At 65.8% G+C, this 20,971-nt stretch carries 21 protein-coding genes; 8 read left to right on the top strand and 13 right to left on the bottom strand.

Going from position 1 to position 20,971, the window contains the following annotated elements:
* Positions 1-77: 77 nt before the first annotated feature.
* Positions 78-1,820: an outer membrane beta-barrel protein gene (locus GGD63_RS13230; protein WP_183242557.1), complete on the bottom strand. Its 1,743-nt coding sequence runs from the start codon at positions 1,818-1,820 to the stop codon at positions 78-80.
* A gap of 193 nt (positions 1,821-2,013) precedes the next feature.
* On the opposite strand from GGD63_RS13230, the gene GGD63_RS13225 reads away from it, so the two are divergent.
* Entirely contained in the window at positions 2,014-3,021 is a 1,008-nt protein-coding gene (locus tag GGD63_RS13225; protein WP_183242555.1) for an SIS domain-containing protein, read from the top strand.
* 155 nt (positions 3,022-3,176) lie between these two features.
* Here the strand turns inward: GGD63_RS13225 and GGD63_RS13220 are convergent, their stop codons facing one another.
* Entirely contained in the window at positions 3,177-3,740 is a 564-nt protein-coding gene (locus GGD63_RS13220; protein WP_183242553.1) for a carboxymuconolactone decarboxylase family protein, read from the bottom strand.
* A gap of 72 nt (positions 3,741-3,812) precedes the next feature.
* On the opposite strand from GGD63_RS13220, the gene GGD63_RS13215 reads away from it, so the two are divergent.
* A complete protein-coding gene (locus GGD63_RS13215; RefSeq protein ID WP_183242551.1) occupies positions 3,813-4,139 on the top strand; it encodes a helix-turn-helix domain-containing protein in 327 nt (108 codons plus the stop codon).
* Positions 4,140-4,293: 154 nt separating this feature from the next.
* Here the strand turns inward: GGD63_RS13215 and GGD63_RS13210 are convergent, their stop codons facing one another.
* The 4 genes from GGD63_RS13210 to hemH form a co-directional block, all read right to left on the bottom strand.
* A complete protein-coding gene (locus GGD63_RS13210; protein WP_183242549.1) occupies positions 4,294-4,737 on the bottom strand; it encodes an NfeD family protein in 444 nt (147 codons plus the stop codon).
* A 98-nt stretch (positions 4,738-4,835) separates the two neighbouring features.
* Complete coding sequence (locus GGD63_RS13205) at positions 4,836-5,834, bottom strand: SPFH domain-containing protein (RefSeq protein ID WP_183242547.1); 999 nt, start codon at positions 5,832-5,834, stop codon at positions 4,836-4,838.
* 221 nt (positions 5,835-6,055) lie between these two features.
* Entirely contained in the window at positions 6,056-7,024 is a 969-nt protein-coding gene (locus GGD63_RS13200; protein ID WP_183242545.1) for an ABC transporter substrate-binding protein, read from the bottom strand.
* Positions 7,025-7,032: 8 nt separating this feature from the next.
* Entirely contained in the window at positions 7,033-8,070 is a 1,038-nt protein-coding gene (gene hemH, locus GGD63_RS13195) for a ferrochelatase (RefSeq protein WP_183242543.1), read from the bottom strand.
* 83 nt (positions 8,071-8,153) lie between these two features.
* On the opposite strand from hemH, the gene GGD63_RS13190 reads away from it, so the two are divergent.
* Positions 8,154-8,552: an MAPEG family protein gene (locus tag GGD63_RS13190; protein WP_183242541.1), complete on the top strand. Its 399-nt coding sequence runs from the start codon at positions 8,154-8,156 to the stop codon at positions 8,550-8,552.
* A 174-nt stretch (positions 8,553-8,726) separates the two neighbouring features.
* On the opposite strand, the gene GGD63_RS13185 is transcribed toward GGD63_RS13190, so the two are convergent.
* The 3 genes from GGD63_RS13185 to GGD63_RS13175 are packed head-to-tail and all read right to left on the bottom strand — an operon-like array spanning position 8,727 to position 12,561.
* The gene (locus tag GGD63_RS13185; protein ID WP_183242539.1) at positions 8,727-9,845 is read right to left on the bottom strand and encodes a nickel/cobalt transporter; all 1,119 of its coding nucleotides are present in this window, start codon (positions 9,843-9,845) and stop codon (positions 8,727-8,729) included.
* The gene (locus GGD63_RS13180; RefSeq protein ID WP_183242537.1) at positions 9,842-10,480 is read right to left on the bottom strand and encodes a DUF1007 family protein; all 639 of its coding nucleotides are present in this window, start codon (positions 10,478-10,480) and stop codon (positions 9,842-9,844) included. Before GGD63_RS13180 ends, GGD63_RS13185 begins: the two co-directional genes overlap by 4 nt.
* Positions 10,480-12,561, bottom strand: coding sequence for a M3 family metallopeptidase (locus tag GGD63_RS13175; protein WP_183242535.1), 2,082 nt, complete (start codon positions 12,559-12,561; stop codon positions 10,480-10,482). Before GGD63_RS13175 ends, GGD63_RS13180 begins: the two co-directional genes overlap by 1 nt.
* 138 nt (positions 12,562-12,699) lie before the next feature.
* Between GGD63_RS13175 and GGD63_RS13170 the strand changes: the two genes are divergently transcribed.
* The 5 genes from GGD63_RS13170 (at position 12,700) to GGD63_RS13150 (ending at position 17,535) form a co-directional block, all read left to right on the top strand.
* Entirely contained in the window at positions 12,700-12,954 is a 255-nt protein-coding gene (locus tag GGD63_RS13170) for a hypothetical protein (RefSeq protein ID WP_183242533.1), read from the top strand.
* Between the two features lie 674 nt (positions 12,955-13,628).
* Positions 13,629-14,771: a type III PLP-dependent enzyme gene (locus GGD63_RS13165; RefSeq protein WP_183242531.1), complete on the top strand. Its 1,143-nt coding sequence runs from the start codon at positions 13,629-13,631 to the stop codon at positions 14,769-14,771.
* Positions 14,772-14,900: 129 nt separating this feature from the next.
* On the top strand, positions 14,901-15,488 hold the full coding sequence (locus tag GGD63_RS13160) for a GNAT family N-acetyltransferase (RefSeq protein ID WP_183242529.1): 588 nt from the start codon (positions 14,901-14,903) through the stop codon (positions 15,486-15,488).
* A 147-nt stretch (positions 15,489-15,635) separates the two neighbouring features.
* The gene (locus GGD63_RS13155) at positions 15,636-16,025 is read left to right on the top strand and encodes a RidA family protein (protein ID WP_183242527.1); all 390 of its coding nucleotides are present in this window, start codon (positions 15,636-15,638) and stop codon (positions 16,023-16,025) included.
* A 67-nt stretch (positions 16,026-16,092) separates the two neighbouring features.
* The gene (locus GGD63_RS13150) at positions 16,093-17,535 is read left to right on the top strand and encodes a homospermidine synthase (protein WP_183242525.1); all 1,443 of its coding nucleotides are present in this window, start codon (positions 16,093-16,095) and stop codon (positions 17,533-17,535) included.
* Between the two features lie 162 nt (positions 17,536-17,697).
* Here GGD63_RS13150 and GGD63_RS13145 read toward each other — a convergent pair whose 3' ends face one another.
* From GGD63_RS13145 to GGD63_RS13130, 4 genes are all read right to left on the bottom strand, one after another.
* Positions 17,698-18,027, bottom strand: a complete 330-nt coding sequence (locus GGD63_RS13145) for a hypothetical protein (protein ID WP_183242523.1) — start codon at positions 18,025-18,027, stop codon at positions 17,698-17,700.
* Positions 18,028-18,128: 101 nt separating this feature from the next.
* Positions 18,129-18,845: an MgtC/SapB family protein gene (locus GGD63_RS13140; protein WP_183242521.1), complete on the bottom strand. Its 717-nt coding sequence runs from the start codon at positions 18,843-18,845 to the stop codon at positions 18,129-18,131.
* Positions 18,846-18,875: 30 nt separating this feature from the next.
* Positions 18,876-19,895 (bottom strand): WD40 repeat domain-containing protein, encoded by a 1,020-nt coding sequence (locus GGD63_RS13135; RefSeq protein ID WP_183243068.1) that lies wholly within the window; start codon positions 19,893-19,895, stop codon positions 18,876-18,878.
* Entirely contained in the window at positions 19,895-20,938 is a 1,044-nt protein-coding gene (locus GGD63_RS13130; protein ID WP_183242519.1) for a GTP-binding protein, read from the bottom strand. Before GGD63_RS13130 ends, GGD63_RS13135 begins: the two co-directional genes overlap by 1 nt.
* Positions 20,939-20,971 lie beyond the last annotated feature (33 nt).

Below are 20,971 nucleotides of genomic sequence, written 5' to 3'. Positions count from 1 at the left end.
AACACAAGCGGGACCGTCCACCTAGGGTAGCAGATATCCGACTTTCGATTGTGCGCGGAGCGGCGTCCGGATCGGGTTTAATTCTGCAGCCTCACCCCGACCATCACCACCGTCCCCTGCGAGCTCGAGCCCGCCTGGTTCGAATCCAGGATGTCGTGCCGCAGCGTGCCCTTGATCCAGATGTTGCGGTTGAGCTTGTAGATCAAATTGCCTTCGAGCGAGTAGGTTTTGTCGTTGCGACCCTGGTTCTGGTAGTCGTAGGTGCCGTAGGTGAACTTGCCGACCGCGGTGAGCCAGCGGCGGAAGTCGTGGTCGACTTCGGCGGCATAGGTGTGCACGAGCACGCCGGATGAGCCGGGGACGGTGGTCTCGTTGATCTGCGTGTCGGTGAAGAATTTTACGGTCGTGAGTCCGCTTGCATTCCAGATCAGCGAGCCTGCGGTGAGGAAGCCCGCGAGTTGGCTGAGGCGCGGGTCGACATAATTGCGCGCGGAATAGCCGACCGAGATCTCTCCGGTAAGGATGCGCGAGAATTCGAAGGACGAGCCGACCTTGGCGTAGCCGCCGTTCGAATCGCGGAAATAGCCGTTGCGGTCGGCGGCCTGGTCGTGGACGCGGGAGTCGCCCTGGATCTCGACGAACGGCTTCAGCCCCGGCTTCAGATCATAGGAGAAGCGGCCGACGCCGCCATACTGGTTGAAGTCGCGGTCGTCGTTGCTGGAGGTCGAGCCATCGGTGAGCTTCGAATCGGTGTAGGCGGTGCGATCGACGGTGGCGCCGGCGGCGACCTGGAAGCGGTTGAAGGTCTGGTCGAAGCCGATCGTCGTGCCATAGGTGGCGTAGACGGGATATTTCTGCAGGCCGGCCTGCACGTTCGGGCTGCCGGGATTGTCGGTGGCGAGCCGCAGGCGCAGCTGCGAGGTGAGCTTGAAATCGCGGTCGACGTCGACGCGGCCGTCGACATGGCCGGTGAAATCAGGGCGGTTGATCTCGACCGGCGACGGCGAGGCAAAGCCGTCGATCGTCGCCGGCATGTTGTTGGTGTAGCCCGAGAACGAGCCGCGCAAATCCGCGACCAGCGCGTGGCGCTCCCAGTCGGACACGACAAGGAGATCGGGCGCGACGACATAGACCGGCGAGCCGACCGGCTTGTTCAGCCGCGCCGGGTTGGTGTCATAGCCGGTCGAGAGCTCGAGCCCGCCCTTGATCAGGAAGCTGCCGGCGTAATCGCCGACCGCGCGGAACGCGTCGTCATCGGCCTTGAGGCGGCGGCGCAGCGGCTGGCCCGGCACATTGCCGGCCATCGCGGGCGGTACCGGCGTCTTGTGCGCATTCTCGGACGGCGGCGGTGCGATGCGCGGCGGCCCCAGAGTCCTGACCGGCGTTGCCGGGGGTGGCGGCGAGCCCGGGCCGAGCGGGCGCTTCGGCTTCGCTTGGCCGGGATAGAGTTTTGGCTGCTGGCGCTTGCGGTTCAGCGAGTCGTAGCCGGAGCCGCTGGCGCCATTGGCGGCCGGCAGGCCGTAGGTCGGCACCTGCCCCACGCGCGAAGTCGCGGGCGCCTGCTGGCTCCTGCGCGGATCGGCATTGGGATCGGGGAGCGCCGGCAGCGCGTCCGACGGCGCCTGCGGCACGGCCGCCGTGCGGCGCGTCGGCAGCGTGTCGGGCGAGGCAAAGCCGCCGCGGTTGGGATTGAACAGGTCGGGCGTGAGGCTCTGCGCCGCCGCCGGGGCGCTGCCGAGGGCCGTCAGCGCGAGGCACGGCAAAGCGGCGCGCAGGAAATGCGCGCGTTTGCTCCGGCCCATGCCTGGAGACGACCCCACGATGGAATAACTCCAACGAAATCAAACACTTTCAAGACGGCCTCCGGCCGGCTGGCGGGAACCCATCGTTAATGGAGTTAAAACAATTATGGTTAATGACCGGTTGAGGGCATTAGGGCTCTCGTCGCCTCGACAGCGGCATCGTGCTAAGCAGGCGCCAACGGGCGAACGCCCCTCCTCCCTGGACCTGGACATGCCGAGTTCGAAACCGCTGATGACCCAATCATCCGGCTCCATCCCTGACAGCGTCGAATCCGCACTCCGCACGCTGGAGACGGAGAGCGGCGGCATCAACGCCCTCGCCGTCGCGCTGCGCGGCCCGCTGGGCGCGACCTTCGCGAGGGCGGTCGAGCTGATCCGCAATGCCAAGGGGCGCGTCATCGTCACCGGGCTCGGCAAGTCCGGGCACATGGCGCGCAAGATCGCGGCGACGCTGGCCTCGACCGGCACACCCGCCTTCTTCGTTCACACCGCGGAAGCCGCCCATGGCGACCTCGGCATGATCACCACTGATGACGTCATCATGGCGCTGTCCTGGTCCGGCGAGCAGCCGGAAATGAAGACGCTGGTGAACTATTCGGCACGGTTCGCGATCCCCATGATCGCGGTGACGTCGAACGCTGCGTCCTCGCTGGGACAGGCCGCCGACATCGTGATCGAGCTGCCCAAGGCCCGCGAGGCCTGCCCGCACAATCTGGCGCCGACCACCTCGACCATGATGCAGGTCGCGATCGGCGATGCCATCGCGATCGCGCTGCTCGAAGGCCGCGGCTTCACCGCGCTGGAGTTCGCGCATTTCCACCCCGGCGGCAAGCTGGGCGCGATGCTGAAATTCGTGCGCGACTATATGCGCACCGGTGCCGAGATCCCGCTCAAGCCTGAAGGCACCAAGATGTCGGACGCCGTCGTCGAGATGTCCGCGAAGGGCTTGGGGTGCGTCTGTATCGTCAACGAGGCGGGCGAGGCCGTCGGCATCATCACCGACGGCGACCTCCGCCGCCACATGCGGCCCGACCTTTTGACGGCGACGGTCGACGAGATCATGACGAAGCAGCCGAAGTCCGTGCCGCCCTCGATGCTGGCGAGCGAGATGATCGAGGTGCTCAACGCCAGCAAGATCACCACGCTGCTGGTAACCGAGGCGGACAAGGTGGTGGGTATCGTGCACCTGCACGATCTGCTGCGCGCGGGCGTGGCGTAGGGCACGCTGTCTCCACCCGTCATTCCGGGGCGCGCCAGTTGGCGCGAGCCCGGAATCCATTTCACTCCGAGATCGCTGCCCGATGGATTCCGGGCTCGCGCTTCGCGCGCCCCGGAATGACAGCGTGGGTGCGGCGCACCTCCCAATGAAGAAAGCTACGCCGGAAACCGCGCCGCCGTCTCCTCGAGCGGCAGTCGCAGCCCGTTCGCCAGATACGACACCGTGCGATAGAAGCCGCACAAGAGCATGATCTCCAAGACCTGCGCCTCGTCGTAATGCGCTGCGAGCGCGGCGAATTCCTCGTCGCTCAGCGTCGCGCGGGTGTGCAGCGCGTCGGCGGCCGCGATCAGCGCCTGCTCGCCCGGTGACCAGCAGGCCGACGTCGCATTGCCCAGTACCGTGGCACGAACCTCCTCCTCGGTGAGCTTCGCCGGCCCGGCAAAAATCGCGACATGCACGCCCCATTCATATTCGCATCTGTTGAGCGCGCAGGTGCGGTCGATGACGATCTCGCGGTCGCGCAGCGACAACGGCCCGGGATCGAGCAGGCCGCCGGCGCGGAACTTGTCCCAGGCGCGGGCGTGGCCCGCCATCACCCGGAACAGCACCAACGGCGGCGCGCCGCGCATGATGCGGTCGAACTGCGCCTGTATCTCCGGGGGATAAGGCGGGGTGAGCGGGGCAATGCGCGGCATGGCTTCGGACGTGGCGGAAGACATAGGCGGCCTCCGTTGCTACAATTATCGTAGCAATACGCTACACTATTTGTAGCATGACGCAAGGGACCACCGATGGCGAAACAGGCCGCTTCCAAGACGCGCGGCGTCCGCGGCTCACGCACGGGCCGGCCGATCATGGCGCTACTCGACCTGCTCGGCCGGCGCTGGAGCCTGCGGATATTGTGGGAGTTGCGCGACGAGCCCCTCACCTCGCGCGTCCTGCGCACCGCCTGCGACGAGGCCTCGCCCACGGTGCTGCAGGCGCGGCTGACGGAGCTGCGCGAAGCAGGATTCGTGGAGCTGGGCGACGGCGGCGGCTACGGATTGACCGCGCTGGGGCGGGAATTGTGCGAGACCTTCATGCCGCTGTACCGGTTTGCGGAGAGGTGGAAGAGGTAGGACGGTGTTCTCCCTCTCCCCGTTCTTACGGGGAGAGGGTTGGGGTGAGGGGCCTCTCTCCACGCTAGAGGTCGTCGAGGGACCTGTACCCCCTCACCCGGATCGCAAGAGCGATCCGACCTCTCCCCGCAAGCGGGGAGAGGTAAGAAGAAGGCTACGCCGCCGCGACCGTCAGGTTGGCGCCGTCGACCTGCACCACCTTGACCCGCGTGCCCGCTGGCGTATCCGGGCCGGCCACGCGCCACACCGTGTCGCCGATGCGCACGGTGCCGCTGCCGTCGATGATCGGCTTCTCCAACGTGAACTCGCGCCCGAGCAGCGCCTCGGTGCGCTTGTTGAGGAACGGGCTTGCGCTTTCGTCAGGCTTCGGCCGCGCAAGGCGGCGCCAGACCGGCACCGCGGCTACCGCGAACACCGCGAACATCACGAGCTGGATCTGCCAGGACAGATGAACGCCGAACGAGACCAGGCCCACCAGCAAAGCAGCGAGCCCGAGCCAGAACAAAAAGACGCCCGGCGCGATCGTCTCCAGCGCCATCAGGATGAAGCCGAAGATCAGCCAGTTCCAGGTGCCGAGCGATACGAACATGTCGGTCATGACACGACCTCTTTGAAGTGGCGCTGGCCCTTATCGGAAAACCGGTGCCCACTTTCCACTAGCATGGTCTTCCGGGTTCGGGGCCTGCGTATGATCCGTTACTGCTGCGGTACCGCCGGCGGTGTCGGGCCGGACGACGGCACCGAGCCGCCGCGGCGGGCCGCAGCCGCCGCAGAGGCCGCGCTTTCGCCGAACGTCGCCTTGGCAATCTCGCCGATGCCGGCGAGCGAGCCGAGCATGCTGGTCGCTTCCATCGGCAGCATGATGATCTTCTGGTTCGGCGCATCCGCGAACTGGCCGAACGCCTTGATGTACTTGTCGGCGATGAAGTAGTTCAGCGCGGCGACGTCGCCCTTGGCAATAGCCTCAGAGACCGCCTGCGTCGCCTTGGCTTCGGCCTCGGCCAGACGCTCGCGCGCCTCGGCATCGCGGAAGGCGGCTTCGCGGCGGCCTTCGGCCTGGAGGATCTGGCCCTGCTTGGCGCCCTCGGCGCGCAGGATCTCGGACTGGCGCTGGCCCTCGGCGGCGAGGATGTCGGCGCGCTTGACGCGCTCGGCCTTCATCTGCCGGCCCATGGCTTCGACGAGGTCGGCCGGCGGCACGATGTCCTTGATCTCGATGCGGTTGACCTTGACGCCCCAGGGCGACACCGCGGCATCGACGACGCGGAGCAGGCGCTCGTTGATCTCGTCGCGGTGCGACAGCACCTGGTCGAGATCCATCGAGCCCATCACCGAACGGATGTTGGTCATGGTCAGGACCGTGATGGCCTGCGTCAGGTTGGCGACCTCGTAGCTCGCCTTCGCGGCATCGAAGACCTGGAAGAAGGCGACGCCGTCGACCGTCACCGTGGCGTTGTCTTTGGTGATCACCTCCTGCTCGGGGATGTCGATCACCTGCTCCATCATGTTGATCTTGCGTCCGACGCGATCGAAATAGGGCACGATCAGGTTGAGCCCGGGGCTCAGCGTCTGGGTGTATTTGCCGAACCGCTCGATGGTCCAGTCATAGCCCTGCGGCACCGTCTTCACGCCGGCCAGCAGCGTGACGATGACGAGCAAAACCAGAACAATCGCGAAAATGTCGAAACCGCTCATAACTCCTCCAAGGCGGAAAGAAGCCCTTTCCCGCGCTGTCATTGGTCGGGATCACGACCTTACCGGTTCAGCGGTCGCGCGTAACGTCGGCATCGGCACGATTCTGCACAAGACGTACGGAGAGGGAACGGTCGCGATTATGTATTTGCGAGCCGGCCTTGAAAGCGTGCGAGCGCAGACCTATCAGCGAAAGTTAACGAATCCGGCCGGCACGGACGGCTTCATTCGATGACATCGTTCGCGATTGCGAGCAGGCTTGGGGAAAGCGTGACGCCAAGCGACTTGGCCGCCTTCAGGTTGACCGCAAGCTCGAACTTGGTGGGGTTCTGGACCGGGAGGTCGGCCGCCTGCGCGCCCTTGAGGATGCGGTCGATGTAGCCCGCGGCGCGACGGAGCTGCTCGGCGCTGTCAGTGCTGTAGGACATCAGCCCGCCCTCCTCGACGAAGGTGCGGCTCCAGAACACCGCCGGCACGCGCGCCTGCGCGATTGCCGCCAGCAGCTGCGCGCGGTTGGCCATGGTGAAGAAGTCCGGCAGGATCAGCAGGCCGCCGTCCTGTCGCGAAGCCAGCGCCGCGATCGAAGCGGTATCATGGACCGGCGCGGGTTCGACCGTGACGTGAAGCGTCCGTGCGGCGTCCTCGATCGTGCGCAGCATCAACGGCGCGAACGGCGCGGTGGCGGGATTGTAGACGACGAAGACGCGGGACACTTTCGGCGTGACCTGGGTCAGCATCTCCAGCCATTTGCCGGCCAGCGGGCCGTCGTAATCGGTGAAGCCGGTGATGTTGCCGCCGGGATGCGCAAGATTCTGGACAAAGCCCTGGCTGACGGGATCGGTGACGACAGCGAACACGATCGGGATCGTCGTGGTGCGCCGGCGCAGCTCTTCCACCGAGGGCGTGCCGACCGCGAGCAGGACGTCCGGCTTCAGCGCGATCAGCTCGTCGGCGAGCCCGGCGATGCGCGCGCGGTCACCGGCGCCGCTGCGCCAATCGATTCGCAAATTGTCGTGCTCCTTCCAGCCATGGGCCGCGAGCGCCTCGACCAGGATAGCGCTGCGCGTCTGCCCGATGACATCGTCGGCGGCTGTCACCGAGAGCACGCCGAGCCGGCGCGCGGGCTGCTGCGCGAGCACCGATGACGGCAGCGCCGCGATCATCCCAAGCGCCAGGAGCTCGCGGCGGTTCATGGGCACTCTCAGATCCAGCCCTGAAGCTCGCGCAGCACCAGGGAGCGGATCACGTCCATGCCTGGTTCACTGTCGTTGAGGCACGGGATCGCGGAAAACTGCTCGCCGCCATTGTGCTTGAAGATCTCGGCGTTCTCCTGCGCGATCTCCTCCAGCGTCTCAAGGCAATCGGCGGAAAAGCCCGGCGTCACCACCGCGATGCGGCGCACGCCTTCCCTGGCGAGCCGCTCCATGGTCTTGTCGGTATAGGGCTGCAGCCACTCGTCATTGCCGAAGCGCGACTGGAAAGTCAGCAGCAGTTTTGTCTCGTCCATGCCGAGCCGGCGGCGCAGCGCCTCGGTGGTGGCGATGCAATGCTGCTGATAGGGATCGCCCTTGTCGACATAGGATTTCGGCATGCCGTGGAAGGACGCGACGATCAGCTCGGGCTTGAACGGGAGCGTTGCCAGATGCGTCTCGATCGATACGGCGAGCGCCGCGATATAGGCCTCGTCCTCATAGTAAGGCGGCGTCACCCGCAGCGTCGGCTGGTTGCGCAGCTGCGCGAGCACGCGAAAGACCTCGTCGCAGACGGTGGCCGAGGTCGAGGCGGAATATTGCGGATAGAGCGGCACGGCGAGAATGCGCTCGCAGCCTTTCGCGATCAGCGCATCGATGCCCGCCTTGATCGAGGGATTGCCGTAGCGCATCGCCCAGTCGACGACGACGTGGTCGTGGTCCGACAGAGCGGTCGCGAGCTTGTCGGCTTGCGACCGCGTGATGGTCTTCAGCGGCGACTCATTCTGCTCGGTGTTCCAGATCTTGCGGTAGTCGAGCGCCTTGGTGCGGGGGCGGCTGCGCAGGATGATCCCGTTCAGCACCAGCTTCCAGATCAGGCCCTGGTCCTCGATGACGCGGACATCCGAAAGGAACTCCTTCAGGTAGACCCGGACGCCGGGCGCATCCGCCGTATCGGGCGTGCCGAGATTGATCAGGAGCACGCCGACGCACGGCCCGGCGGATCGGGTGGCCGGTTTCGCAGTCTCGAGGGGGACGACGCTGTTCATGGCTGGTTGGGTCGCGCGTTGGTCCGAACTTGTCAAGATGAGGCCGGTTTCGCTAGGGTCGCACCCAAGCCGGGGGAGGAAAGATGACGCTCGCGGAATGGTGCGTATTCGGGGCGCTGCTGCTTTATCTGTCCACGATCGCCTCGATCAAATGGATCAGGTTTCGCAGCTTCGACAATTCCCGGCCGCGCGATCCCGCCTTCTATGAGGACGCCATCGCGCAGCGCGCGCTCGGCGCCCACCAGAACGGCATCGAGACCTTTCCGTTCTTCGCCTTCGCGGTGCTGCTCGCCGAATTCAGGGACTCGCCGCAGCGGCTGATCGACGAGCTCGCGGCGCTGTTCCTGATCGTGCGGATCGCCTATGTGCTGACCTATCTCGGCAACCGCCCGACGCTGCGCTCGATCCTCTGGAGCATCGGCTTTGCGATCAATCTCGGGATCTTCTTCATGCCGATGCTGAAGCGGTTCTTGCCGGTGTGAGGCGGCACAGCTCCTTTCAACCCGTCATCCTGAGGCGCGAGGCATGGGACGCAGCGCGTCCCATGGGGAGCCTCGAAGGATGAACGGCCGAGATACAGCGTGGCCGTCGCCCTTCGAGGGCCGCTGAAGAAGCGGCCACCTCAGGGTGACGGTACTAGCTAATGGTAGCTCCACTCAAAAACACGTCGTCCGTTCGGCGGCGATGTAGCCGAACAGCAGGCCCGCGCCGAACAGCAGTACGAGGGCGGCGGCGCCAAATTCGATACCGCGCATGAACAGCGCGCCGCCGCCGTCGCGGCCGGCGCTGAGGCGCGCGGCGACGTCCTTGGCGGAGACGGCGACGACCGCGATGGCGGCGACCGTGATCGCGGTACCAAGCCCCATCAGGAATGTCGCGGCGATACCGGCCCAGAACAGGCCCTGGGCCAGCGCGAACACCAGCACCAGGATCGCACCCGAACAGGGCCGGATGCCGACGGTGAGGATCGCCGCAAAGCCACGCCGCCAGCCGCCGGGTCCCGCGAGCTCGCTCGGGGTGGGCCCGTGGGAATGGCCGCAATGCTCGTCGTGGACGTGATCGTGGGCGTGGTGGTCATGGTCGTGGGCATGAGCATGATCGTGGTGATGATGATCGTGCTCATGACCATGCGCATCGTGATGATGGTGATGGCCGTGATCGTGGTCATGCGGCACGCCCGCCATCGCCGGCACCGGCTGGGCCTCCTGCAGCGCGCGGAGGAAGGTGCGGCCCTTGACCCAGACGAGGCGCAGGCCGAACAGCGCGATCAGGGCGTAGCTCGCGATCTCGATCACCCCTTCCGCCTTGCACATGGTCTTGGCGGTCGCGTTCAGGATCCAGGCCGAGATGCCGACGATGAGGATCGCCACCAGCGACTGCATCAGCGCCGAGGCGAACGACAGCGCGATGCCGCGCCGGGCGGTTTCGCGGTTGGCGACGAGATAGGAGGCGATCACCGCCTTGCCATGGCCGGGGCCGGCGGCATGGAAGATGCCATAGGCGAACGAGATGAACAGCAGCGTCCACACCGCCGAGCCGTCGGACTTCGCGGCGCGGATGGTCGCCGACATCTGGCGATAGAATTCCGACTGCTTTGCCAGCAGCCAGCCAATGAGACCGCTGGCCTCGGGTTCGGCCGCCTGCGCGGGCCGCGGCGCGCCGAACGGATTTTGCGCGAGGAGATCGTGAAGCGCGGCATCGGCCGCGGTCACGACCAGCAGAACGGCCACGCAGGCGATCAGCCCGCGGGCGAGCGGGGAGAGATGCGGCTTCAAGGGCAATCCACCGTGATCTTGTTGGCGAACATCATGCCGAAATTGCTGTTCTCGCCGTTCAGGAAGGTCTGCTCATTGAGCTTCTGGGCGGTGGCCGAGCCGTCGCTGGGACGGTCCAGCTTCATCTGGCAGCCCGCAGGCGCGCCGACCAGCTTGACCGGATTGTCCTTGGCCATCTGGAAATCGATGAAGAACGAGCGGTCGAACACTTCGAGCACCAATTGCCTCGGCTTGACCGGGTTCTTCAGGGGCAGCGTGAAGTGCAGGGTCAGCACCGTGTCCTTGTAGTCGAGGAAATAGTCGACCGGCTCCTGGAAGCGCTCCTTCTTGCCGTCGGCCTTGGCGAAGGTGAAGTAGGCGTATTCCTTCAGCGACTCGACATTGGTCTGCGCCAGCGGCCCGAGCTCCTCGCGTGTATAGGCGCCCTTGGTCTTGCTCTCGAGCCCCTGCACTGCATAGGCCGAGAACATGTCGTCGAAGGTCCAGGCGTGGCGGACGCCGGTGATGCTACCGTCCGCGGCATAGAGCAGCTCGCTGGTCGCGGTGATCCAGACATGCGGATGCGCGTGCGCTGCGCCTGCCGCGAGTGACAGTCCTGCGGCGAGCAGCCATCCGAACAGGCGGCGCATGCTCATTAGGCCGCCTTGGCGTCGTCGAGCAGGCCGCGGCGGCGGAGCAGCGCGTCGGGCTCCGGCGGGCGGCCGCGGAAGGCCTCGTAGGCGGCTTCCGGATCGACCGATCCGCCGCTCGAGTAGATGTCGTCATGCAGACGTTTGGCGACGGCGGGATCGAAGATATCGCCGGCCTCCTCGAACGCGCCGAAGGCGTCGGCGTCCATCACCTCGGACCACATGTAGCTGTAATAGCCGGCGGCATAGTGGTCGCCGGTGAAGATGTGGCCGAACTGCGTGGGCCGGTGACGCAGCGCGATCTCCTCGGGCATGCCGATCTTCTCCAGCTCGCGTCTCTCGAAGGCGCGGACATCCTGCGCGGCGGCGGCCGGCTGGGTGTGGAACTCGAGATCGACCAGCGCCGAGGAGACGAACTCGACCGTGGCAAAGCCCTGGTTGAATTTTCGCGCGGCAAGGAAGCGCTGGAGCAGGTCGTCGGGCAGCGGCTCGCCGGTCTGGTAGTGGCGGGCGAACTGCTGCAGCACTTCGGGCCGCTCCTGCCAGTGCTCGTAGAGCTGGGACGGCAGCTCTACGAAGTCGGTGAACACGGAGGTGCCCGAAAGCGACGGATAGGTCACGTTGGAGAGCATGCCGTGCAGGCCGTGGCCGAACTCGTGGAACAGGGTGCGGGCGTCGTCGGGCGACAGCAGCGCGGGCTCGCCGCCGGCACCCTTGGCGAAATTACAGATGTTGAGAACGAGCGGCGCGACGTCGCCGTCGAGCTTCTGCTGGTCGCGCAGCGAGGTCATCCAGGCGCCCGAGCGCTTCGACGGCCGGGCGAAGTAATCGCCATAGAAAAGGGCCTTGTGCTTGCCGTCCGGCCCCTTCACCTCCCAGACCCGGACGTCGGGGTGCCAGACCGGGACGTCCTTGCGCTCCTCGAAGGTGATGCCGAACAGGCGCGTGGCGCAATCGAAGGCGGCGGCGATCATATGGTCGAGCGCGAGATACGGCTTGATCGCGGCGTCGTCGAAATTAGCCCGCTGCAGGCGCAGCTTTTCGGCGTAGTAGCGCCAGTCCCAGGGGGCGAGCTTGAAATTGCTGCCCTCGGTCGTGATCAGCGCCTGCATCTCGTCGCGGTCGGCGAGCGCCCGGGCGCGGGCCGGCTTCCAGACCCGCTCCAACAGGCTCCGCACCGCCTCCGGCGTCTTGGCCATGGAGTCCTCGAGCCGGTAGGCGGCGTAGGTCGGATAGCCCAGGAGGTTGGCGCTCTCCTCGCGCAGCTTCAGGATCTCGACGATGGTCGTGTTGTTGTCGTTGGCATTGCCGTTGTCGCCGCGGGCGATGAAGGCCTTGTAGACCTTCTCGCGCAGGTCGCGCCGTGCCGAGCTCTTCAGGAACGTCTCGACCGAGGAGCGCGACAGCGTGACGATGGCCTTGCCTTCCATGCCGCGCTCTTCCGCCGCAGCCTTGGCGGCGGCGACAAAGCTCTCCGGCAGGCCCTGGCGGTCGGCCTCCCCGAGCTCCATGAACCAGTCCTGCTCGTCGCCGAGCAGATGATGGCTGAAGCCGGTGCCGAGCTGGGCCAGCCTCTCGTTGATCTCGGCCATCCGCACCTTGGCCTCCTCGGAGAGGCCGGCGCCGGCGCGGTGGAAGCGGGTGTAGGTGCGCTCCAGCAGGCGGAGCTGCTCGGGCGACAGACCGAGCGAGGTGCGGTTCTCGTGCAGCTGGGCGATGCGACCAAACAGCACGGCGTTCATCATGATCGGATTCCAGTGCCGCGCCATCCGCAAGGAGACCTCCTTGTCGATCTCCAGGATGGCCGGGTTGGAATGCGCCGAGACGAGGTCGTAGAACACCGCCGCGACCTTGCTCAGCAGCTTGCCGGAGCGCTCCAGCGCGGTGATGGTGTTGGCGAAGTCGGGCGCCGCGGGATCGTTGGTCATCGCCGCGATCTCGGCGGAATGATCGGCGAAGGCCTGCTCGAAGGCCGGCAGAAAGTGCTCCGGATTGATCTCGTCGAAGGGCGGGGTCGCAAACGGCGTCACCCAGGCCTTCAGCAGCGGATTGGTCCCGGAGTCCGTAGTCTGGCGGGGTTCTGACATCGCAAGTCCCGATTTTGGTGGCTCGATTGTTGCGGCCAGCTATAGCACGCGATGGGGCTTTTTTGGGCCATTTGGCCTTGCTCCCGGCCGGCTTTTCGGGGAGATTGCGGCCCTCGAAGACCAGGGACCCCCGAGCTCATGAACGCGCCTTCTTCCTCGTCCCGCCAGATCGTCTGGCGCAGCGTCATCACCGTCATCAGCGCCGCCATCCTGATCGGCGCGGAGGTGTTCGGCGCGGCCTTTGCCGGCGGCTGGGCGCTCGCGATCCTGTTCGGTCTGGGCGATCAAGGCGCCCACATCCTGCAGGCCGTGCTGTTTGCGCTCGGCGTGCTCGTGATGACCGCATTCATCCGCGGCGCTCAACGCGTCGAGCCCTTCACGAAGCGCGGCTGACGCTTCACGCGCGTGAGCAACACGCGCGGCGCAGCGAAAACTTAACGCTCGTTCATCTTCAGCGTCGCTCGCGCAACAGCGCGCAAGCAGACGTTAGGCAATTCTGTCCGCAGCCTAAAAAAATTCTTGCGAACCAGAGTCAAAACGCTTATGTGCGGACTTGCCCAATTTCGCACGTGCCTGTGGTCGTGTGTCAGTCGGTAGGTATCCGGACAAGAGGCCGGACAGCCGCCAAGGGGTGAAGAAGCCGAGGGGCTCTTCGGAAGTGCGGAAGTCGAGGACTGAAAAGTCGAGCGACCGAAGCAAACCCGGAGCGTCCAGCATCTCTCTCAAAGAGATGCCATGTCGAAGGTGACTTCGCTCTTTGCAACCGTGACTGGCAGCCGGAGGCGAACCGGCGCACCTCGCTCTCAACGGGGGACGCGACTTAAAGCAACGACGGATCGGGCTTTTTTGGTCTCTACCGGCAGTCCAACGCCGGCGCGGGCTACTGAAAAGGCTTGTCCTTCATTGCCAGGTGTGCGGGCGGGAATCTCTCCCAACCAATCCACGGCAGCACAGTCTGGTTTGAGTTCTTTGGCCTCAGCGCGCCTCCATCGCGCGATGTGGCCGAAACACTCTCATCAGACGTCATGTTGATACGGCTCCCGTCGCTGGGACCGTTGGAGAGTGCCATGACCGAACGTATCCAGGAATTCCTGCGCAACCGCCGCAACGAAGGCCTCGACACCGAGCCGTGCCTCGTCGTCGACCTCGAGGTCGTGCGCGACAACTACCAGAGCTTCGCCAGGGCGCTGCCCGACAGCCGCGTGTTCTATGCCGTCAAGGCGAACCCGGCGCCGGAAGTGCTGGCCCTGCTGGCGTCCATGGGCTCCTGCTTCGACACCGCGACCGTCGCCGAGATCGAGATGGCGCTGGCCGCCGGTGCGACGCCGGACCGCATCTCCTTTGGCAACACGATCAAGAAGGAGCGCGACATTGCGCGCGCCTTCGCGCTCGGCATTCGGCTGTTCGCGGTCGATTGCGCCGCCGAGGTCGAGAAGGTCGCCCGCGCCGCCCCCGGCGCGAAGGTGTTCTGCCGCATCCTCTATGACTGCGCCGGCGCCGAGTGGCCGCTGTCGCGCAAGTTCGGTTGCGACCCGGAGATGGCGGTCGAGGTGCTCGACCTCGCCAAGCGCCTGCGCCTCGAGCCCTGCGGCATCTCCTTCCATGTCGGCTCGCAACAGCGCAAGGTGAAGGCGTGGGACCGTGCGCTGGCGATGGCCTCGCAGGTGTTCCGCGACTGCGCCGAGCGCGGCATCAACCTCACCATGGTCAACATGGGCGGCGGCTTCCCGACCAAGTACCTGAAGGACGTTCCGCCGGTCGTGACCTACGGCCGTTCGATCTTCCGCGCGCTGCGCAAGCACTTCGGCAACCAGATTCCGGAGACCATCATCGAGCCGGGCCGCGGCATGGTGGGCAACGCCGGAGTTATCGAATCCGAGGTCGTGCTCATCTCGAAGAAGAGCGACGAGGACGAGGTGCGCTGGGTGTATCTCGACATCGGCAAGTTCGGCGGTCTCGCCGAGACGATGGACGAGTCGATCCGCTACGCCATCCGCACCCGTCACGACGGCGCGGACATGACGCCGTGCGTGCTCGCGGGTCCCACCTGCGACAGCGCCGACGTGCTGTACGAGAAGAGCCCCTATCCGCTCCCCGTCACGCTCGAGATCGGCGACAAGGTGCTGATCGAGGGCACCGGGGCCTATACGTCGACCTACTCGTCGGTGGCGTTCAACGGCATCCCGCCGCTGAAGACGTATCACATCTGATCCGCCTCCCGTTCTGAGGCCTGACGAACCCGGGAGCCGGTCCGCCGGCTCCTCCCTGACATTGCCATTCTGACGACGCTTGAGCCCGCGTGCCCTTGGCGCACGGATTCAAGCGGGGACTGACGTGCCATGACTGCTCCTCGGAAGCCACAGATTGCCCTCACCTCGAAAGCCGCTCCGTTCGCGATCCGTGCGGAACGTGCTGCCGACGTCGCGACGCGTGAAGCGCTGCTCGATGCCTGCTTTGGCGAGACCCGCCACGGCCGCACCTGCCAGCGCCTGCGCGACGGACGCGTGCCCGCCACAGGCCTTGCCCTGTCGGCGATGCGCGAGGGCAAGCTCGTGGGAACCGTGCGCCTGTGGCATGTCAGCGCCGGAGGCAGGCCCGCTCTGGTCCTCGGACCGCTGGCGGTGGACCCTGCCTGCCGCGAGCTCGGGATCGGCGCCGCGCTGATGCATCAAGCGCTGGCCGCCGCCCGGGCGCGCGGGCATGCCGCCGTGATCCTGCTCGGCGATGCCCCTTATTACGCCCGCTTCGGCTTCTCGGCCGAGAAGACGGCCGAGCTCGCGCTGCCCGGCCCGTTCGAGCGCGACCGCCTGCTGGCGATCGAATTCCAGGCAGGTAGCCTCGACGGCGCCGAGGGGATGATCGTCCCGACCGGCGCGGCCCTGTCCAAACGGAGGGTAGTTCGCGCCCTCCGCGCACACGCGGCCTAAGGGATCGCTTTCATAGCGAAGACCCAAGCCGCATTGAGCGGCAACGCCCGGCCGCGCCTGCGCCAAGCCCGTTCCTTTGGGGTTGCGCAGGCGCCGGAAACGCCCTTTAACCCCGCGAAACACCCCCTTCAGTCAAGGCCCATGACCATGTCCCGTCGCCTGATTTCCACCGGCTCCCCGCTCGAGAAGACCGTCGGCTACAGCCGCGCCGTGATCGACGGCGAGTTCGCCTTCGTCGCGGGGACCACCGGCTACGACTACACCACGATGACGATGCCGGCCGATGTCACGAGCCAGTCACGCAACTGCTTCAAGACCATCGAAGCCGCCCTGAAGGAGGGCGGATTCGAGATGGCCGATATCGTCCGTGCGACCTACTACGTCACCGACGCAAGCTACATCGATGCCCACTTCGCCGTCTGCGGCGAGGTTCTCGGTGACATCAGGCCGGCTGCGACCTTGCTGGTCGTCAGCGCCCTCGCCAAGCCCGAGATGAAGGTCGAGATCGAAGTCACCGCCAAGCGCCGCAGCGTCTGACAAGCGCCGCGGCGCCTGATCCACCCCTCACCATTTGTCCGCCAGCACGTTCCGGAGAACCCATCCCATGAGCCCTCCCTCGCAGATCTACGCGAAGATCACCGGTCCCATCGTCATGGTCGGCTTCGGCTCCATCGGCAAAGGCACGCTGCCGCTGATCGAGCGGCATCTCGACTATGACAAGTCGCGCATCACCGTGCTCGATCCCAAGGACGAAGGCCGCAAGGCGCTTTGCGAGAAGCACAATGTCCGCTTCATCCAGAAGGGCCTGACCAAGGACAATTATCGCGAGGTGCTGACCCCGCTGCTCACGGAAGGCGGCGGCCAGGGCTTTTGCGTCAATCTGTCGGTCGATACCGGCTCGACCGACATCATGGAGCTCTGCAACGAGCTCGGCGCTCTCTATATTGACACCGTCAACGAGCCCTGGCTCGGCTTCTATTTCGATTCGTCGAAGGGCCCGGAAGCCCGCTCCAACTACGCGCTTCGCGAAGTGACACTGGCCGCCAAGAAGGCGCGCCCGGCGGGCTCGACCACGGCCGTCTCCTGCTGCGGCGCCAATCCCGGCATGGTCTCCTTCTTCGTCAAGCAGGCGCTGCTCAATGTCGCCGCCGATCTGAAGCTCAACGCTCCCCGGCCGAAGACCAAGGGCGAATGGGCGGACCTGATGCGGCAGGCCGGCGTCAAGGGCATCCACATCGCCGAACGCGACACCCAGCGTTCGAAGAAGCCGAAGGAGCCTGATGTCTTCGTCAACACCTGGTCGGTGGAAGGCTTCCTGTCGGAAGGCGTGCAGCCGTCCGAGCTTGGCTGGGGCACCCATGAGAAATGGATGCCCGAGAATGCGCGAACCCACGAAGCCGGCTGCGGCGCTGCCATCTATCTGATGCAGCCCGGCGCCAACACGCGCGTGCGCACCTGGTGCCCGACCCGCGGCGCGCAGTACGGCTTCCTCGTCACCCACAACGAATCGATCTCGATCTCCGATTACTTCACGGTGCGGGACGCAACGGGCGCGGCGGTCTACCGGCCGACCTGCCACTATGCCTATCATCCCGCCGACGATGCCGTGCTGTCGCTGCACGAAATGTTCGGTCGCGCCGCAAAGATGCAGGAGAAGCACCACATTCTCGACGAGAACGAGATCGTCGACGGCATCGACGAGCTCGGCGTGCTGCTGTTCGGCCACGACAACAATGCCTATTGGTACGGCTCGCAGCTCTCGATCGAGGAGACCCGCGAGCTCGCGCCCTACCAGAACGCCACCGGCCTGCAGGTGACCTCCGCCGTGCTCGGCGGCATGGTGTGGGCGCTGGAAAACCCGAACGAGGGCATCGTCGAAGCCGACGAGATGGATTTCGATCGCCTGCTGGAGATCCAGCTGCCCTATCTCGGCCCGGTCAAGGGTTTCTACACCGACTGGACGCCGCTGACGGATCGCCCGGGACTGTTCCCGGAGGATATCGACACCAGCGATCCCTGGCAGTTCCGGAATATCCTGGTGCGGTGAGGGGCACAAAGCTTCTCGCCCCAAGCTCAACCGTCATGCCCCGCGAAGGCGGGGCATCCAGTACGCCGCGGCTTCTCCGTATCCACGCTTCGTCTCTGGAATACTGGATCCCCCGCCTTCGCGGGGGATGACAGCAAGTGCGTGGCCAGGAGTGCGGCCGCCCTACTTCTTCTCGATCGGCGGCGCGATCTTCTCGGCGGGTGCCTGCGGCAGTGCCGGCTTCGTCGCCGCGCCTTGCGTCTGCGGGTCGGGGCGCGCGGGCTCGGGGGCCGGCGTGGTCGGCCGGTCGCCGCCGGGCTTGGACTCCGCGGGCGTCTTGCTCTGATCGTCGGACGGGGTGCCCTGGAGCGGTGGCGTCCCCTGCGCCAGCTCCATCCGGCTTTCGGCGCGAATCTGGGCGAGCGACATCACCGACACCACGACGCCTGCTGCGAACAGCAAACCGGCAATCGTCAGGTCGAGCTTCAATCTGCGCTTGTCTGGGCCGGGCATATTGATCACCGCCTTCATCCACAGGATCAACGAAACTGGGGCGCATGGGTTCCGGAACGGAGAGGCCGGGAACCGCCCCCTCACCCGCCAAAAGGCCGTGCTCACTCCGTCGTGCTGACTTCCCAGGTAGCGTGACGCACGCCCGGCAGATGCTGCAGATCGGTCGCCACCGCGTTCAGCTCGTTCGGATCGACCGCGGTCGCGACCAGCTTGGCGACGATCTCCAGCATGTCTTCGCCGATCTCGACCACGTCGACATCGGCCACCGGGTATTTCGCGGCCTCGAGCTTGTCGACGAGACGGTCGCGCATGTCGGGCAAGGCGTCGGCGGCAACCGCCAGCTTGAAGTAGTAGGTCGCCTCCAGCGCCTTCTCGTTCAGCGGGATGCGGTTGATGGCGTTGACCAGCGGACGCAGCATGGTGTTGCCGGCGATGACGAACACGGTCAGCACCGCGGCCTGGGCGACGAGGTCGGCCCCGGCGCAGGAGCCGACCGCGGCGGAGGCCCACAGCGTCGCTGCGGTGTTGAGGCCGCGGACGTCCATGCCCTGCTTCATGATGACGCCGGCCCCCAGGAAGCCGATGCCGGAGACGACGTAGGAGATCACCCGCACCGCGCCGTCGGCGCCGGTCAGATGCATGGCGAGATCGACGAAGGCGGCCGCTCCGACCGCGACCAGCACATTGGTGCGCAGGCCCGCAGTACGCTGGCGATATTGCCGCTCGGCGCCGATCAGCGTGCCGAGCACGAAAGCCGTGGTCAGGCTGACCAGCGTGTCGGCGAAATCGGCAAGCTGGAAGGTCGTCAGAAACCGCATGGCCCCCTATACGGCCGGAATCATGACAGATTAAAGCTCCAGCAGGCCGCCATCCCCATTTTCGTCGGCGAACGCCAGCAGCGTGCCCTTGGCGTTCCAGGCGAGCGCGGCCACGGGCGGGGTGCCGTTGCGGCGCACCAGGATCTCCGCGCCGTCCTCCAGCCGCACCATCAGCACGGTGCCGTCGCTGTAGCCGGCGGCGAGGATGTCGTTCTTGGGATGGCAGGCGACGACCGACACACGCGCCTGCAGCGGCGCGAGCATCGCAGGCTCCTTGCCCATCGGGCCGTCCTTGCTGCCGAACGGCCAGATGATGACGGTGTCGGCGCCCGAGGTCGCCAGCCCCTTGCCGCCCGCGCTCCAGGACATCGAGCGGACGCGGCCGGGGTAGCCGGTCATGCGCATGTGCCTGTTGTCCGCCAGCCGCCAGCCATGCAGCGCCGGCTCGTGCATCGCGGTGACCAGGAATTTGTTGTCGGGGCTGAAGGTGACCGCGTGATGCGAGCCGGCCCAGGGCAGGAATTCGGCCGAGCCCTCCATGTTCGGAAACCACAGCGTCGCGCCGTTGTAATGGGCGATCGCGAGCCGCAGGCCCTTCGGCGCAAAGGCGAGACCGCCGACGGTCGAGGGCACGTCGAGCGACTTCTCCTCGTTCTTGCCGCTCTTGACGGTTGCCGTCTTGCCGGCCGACCAGGCGAAGGCGCCGTCGGCATGCAGCGCCACCGCGTCGATCCAGCGCCGCTTGGGGTCGGTGGCGAGCAGCGTCACCTCGCCCTTGGCATCGAGCGACACGACCTTGCCGTCGTCGCCGCCCATCACGATGCGCTTGCCGTCGGAAGCGTTCGAGAGAATGCCGCCGCTGTGCACGGCGACCGTGCTGATCTCACCGTTGCTATCGACGAACGCGACGTTCTCCTCGCCGCCGACGAAGGCGGCGCGAGGGCCAAGGAAGTGCACTGAGGTCACGGCCATGCCGAGCGCGACGGGCTTGACGCGGTCGGTGACGGAGACGATCGAGGCGGAATCGGGGGGCGGCGTGAACTCTTTCATCACGAGACGATGCAGCTTTCGAAACCTTCGCGAATGGCCTTTTCCGGCAATTCGCGGCCGATGAAGACGAGGCGGCTCTCGCGCGGCTCGCCCTCCTTCCATTTCCGCTGATGGTTGCCCTCCAGCATCATGTGGACACCCTGGAAGACGTAGCGGTCGTCGTCGTCGTGGAAGGCGAGGATGCCCTTCGAGCGCAGGATCTTGCCGCCCTCGACCTGCACCAGATTCTGCAGCCAGGGCATGAACATGTTCGGATCGAGCGGCTTGTCGGTCTTCAGCGCCAGCGACTGCATGTCCTCGTCGTGATAGTGCTTCAGGCCGTGGTCATGGTGATGATGGTCGTGGCCGTGATGGTGGTGATGATCATGGTCGTGGTCATGATCGTCGGCCTCGAGAAAATCCGGCTCGATGTCGAGGATGCGGTCGAGATCGAAGGCGCCGCGGTCGAGCACGTCGGCCAGCGCCACCGAGCAGCGCTCGGTGCGATGGAGCTTGGCATAGGGGTTGATGCCGCGGATGCGGGCCTCGACTTCGGCGAGCTCCGGCTTGGTGACGAGATCGGTCTTGTTCAGCACGATGACGTCGGCGAAGGCGATCTGGTTCTTTGCCTCGGGCGCGTCCTTGAGCCGGTCAGACAGCCATTTGGCGTCTGCGACCGTCACGACCGCATCGAGCCGGGCGTTCTTCTGCACGTCCTCGTCGACGAAGAAGGTCTGCGCGACCGGTGCGGGATCGGCAAGGCCAGTGGTCTCGACGATGATTGCGTCGAACTTGCCCTTGCGCTTCATCAGGCCGTCCATGATGCGGACGAGGTCGCCGCGCACGGTGCAACAGATGCAGCCATTGTTCATCTCGAACACTTCCTCATCGGCGCCGATGATGAGGTCGTTGTCGATGCCGATCTCGCCGAATTCGTTGACGATGACGGCGTATTTCTTGCCGTGGTTCTCCGAAAGGATGCGGTTGAGCAGCGTGGTCTTGCCGGCGCCGAGATAGCCGGTCAGGACGGTCACGGGAATTTTCTGAGAGGTCGCTTCAGACATAACAACTCCGGACTTTAAGGCTTTTTCGCGCGA

Origin of the sequence: Bradyrhizobium sp. cir1, assembly GCF_014198245.1 — a bacterium.
Classification (GTDB): Bacteria; Pseudomonadota; Alphaproteobacteria; order Rhizobiales; family Xanthobacteraceae; genus Bradyrhizobium.
This window is presented reverse-complemented; position numbering and strand designations above follow the sequence as displayed.

Bases quoted from the DNA above. Each gene is read 5' to 3' on its own strand.
- GGD63_RS13225 (WP_183242555.1), top strand. From the start codon at position 2,014: ATGCCGAGTTCGAAACCGCTGATGACCCAATCATCCGGCTCCATCCCT.
- GGD63_RS13220 (WP_183242553.1), bottom strand. From the start codon at position 3,740: ATGTCTTCCGCCACGTCCGAAGCCATGCCGCGCATTGCCCCGCTCACC.
- GGD63_RS13215 (WP_183242551.1), top strand. From the start codon at position 3,813: ATGGCGAAACAGGCCGCTTCCAAGACGCGCGGCGTCCGCGGCTCACGC.
- GGD63_RS13210 (WP_183242549.1), bottom strand. From the start codon at position 4,737: ATGACCGACATGTTCGTATCGCTCGGCACCTGGAACTGGCTGATCTTC.
- GGD63_RS13205 (WP_183242547.1), bottom strand. From the start codon at position 5,834: ATGAGCGGTTTCGACATTTTCGCGATTGTTCTGGTTTTGCTCGTCATC.
- GGD63_RS13200 (WP_183242545.1), bottom strand. From the start codon at position 7,024: ATGAACCGCCGCGAGCTCCTGGCGCTTGGGATGATCGCGGCGCTGCCG.
- hemH (WP_183242543.1), bottom strand. From the start codon at position 8,070: ATGAACAGCGTCGTCCCCCTCGAGACTGCGAAACCGGCCACCCGATCC.
- GGD63_RS13190 (WP_183242541.1), top strand. From the start codon at position 8,154: ATGACGCTCGCGGAATGGTGCGTATTCGGGGCGCTGCTGCTTTATCTG.
- GGD63_RS13180 (WP_183242537.1), bottom strand. From the start codon at position 10,480: ATGAGCATGCGCCGCCTGTTCGGATGGCTGCTCGCCGCAGGACTGTCA.
- GGD63_RS13175 (WP_183242535.1), bottom strand. From the start codon at position 12,561: ATGTCAGAACCCCGCCAGACTACGGACTCCGGGACCAATCCGCTGCTG.
- GGD63_RS13170 (WP_183242533.1), top strand. From the start codon at position 12,700: ATGAACGCGCCTTCTTCCTCGTCCCGCCAGATCGTCTGGCGCAGCGTC.
- GGD63_RS13165 (WP_183242531.1), top strand. From the start codon at position 13,629: ATGACCGAACGTATCCAGGAATTCCTGCGCAACCGCCGCAACGAAGGC.
- GGD63_RS13160 (WP_183242529.1), top strand. From the start codon at position 14,901: ATGACTGCTCCTCGGAAGCCACAGATTGCCCTCACCTCGAAAGCCGCT.
- GGD63_RS13155 (WP_183242527.1), top strand. From the start codon at position 15,636: ATGTCCCGTCGCCTGATTTCCACCGGCTCCCCGCTCGAGAAGACCGTC.
- GGD63_RS13150 (WP_183242525.1), top strand. From the start codon at position 16,093: ATGAGCCCTCCCTCGCAGATCTACGCGAAGATCACCGGTCCCATCGTC.
- GGD63_RS13145 (WP_183242523.1), bottom strand. From the start codon at position 18,027: ATGCCCGGCCCAGACAAGCGCAGATTGAAGCTCGACCTGACGATTGCC.
- GGD63_RS13140 (WP_183242521.1), bottom strand. From the start codon at position 18,845: ATGCGGTTTCTGACGACCTTCCAGCTTGCCGATTTCGCCGACACGCTG.
- GGD63_RS13135 (WP_183243068.1), bottom strand. From the start codon at position 19,895: ATGAAAGAGTTCACGCCGCCCCCCGATTCCGCCTCGATCGTCTCCGTC.
- GGD63_RS13130 (WP_183242519.1), bottom strand. From the start codon at position 20,938: ATGTCTGAAGCGACCTCTCAGAAAATTCCCGTGACCGTCCTGACCGGC.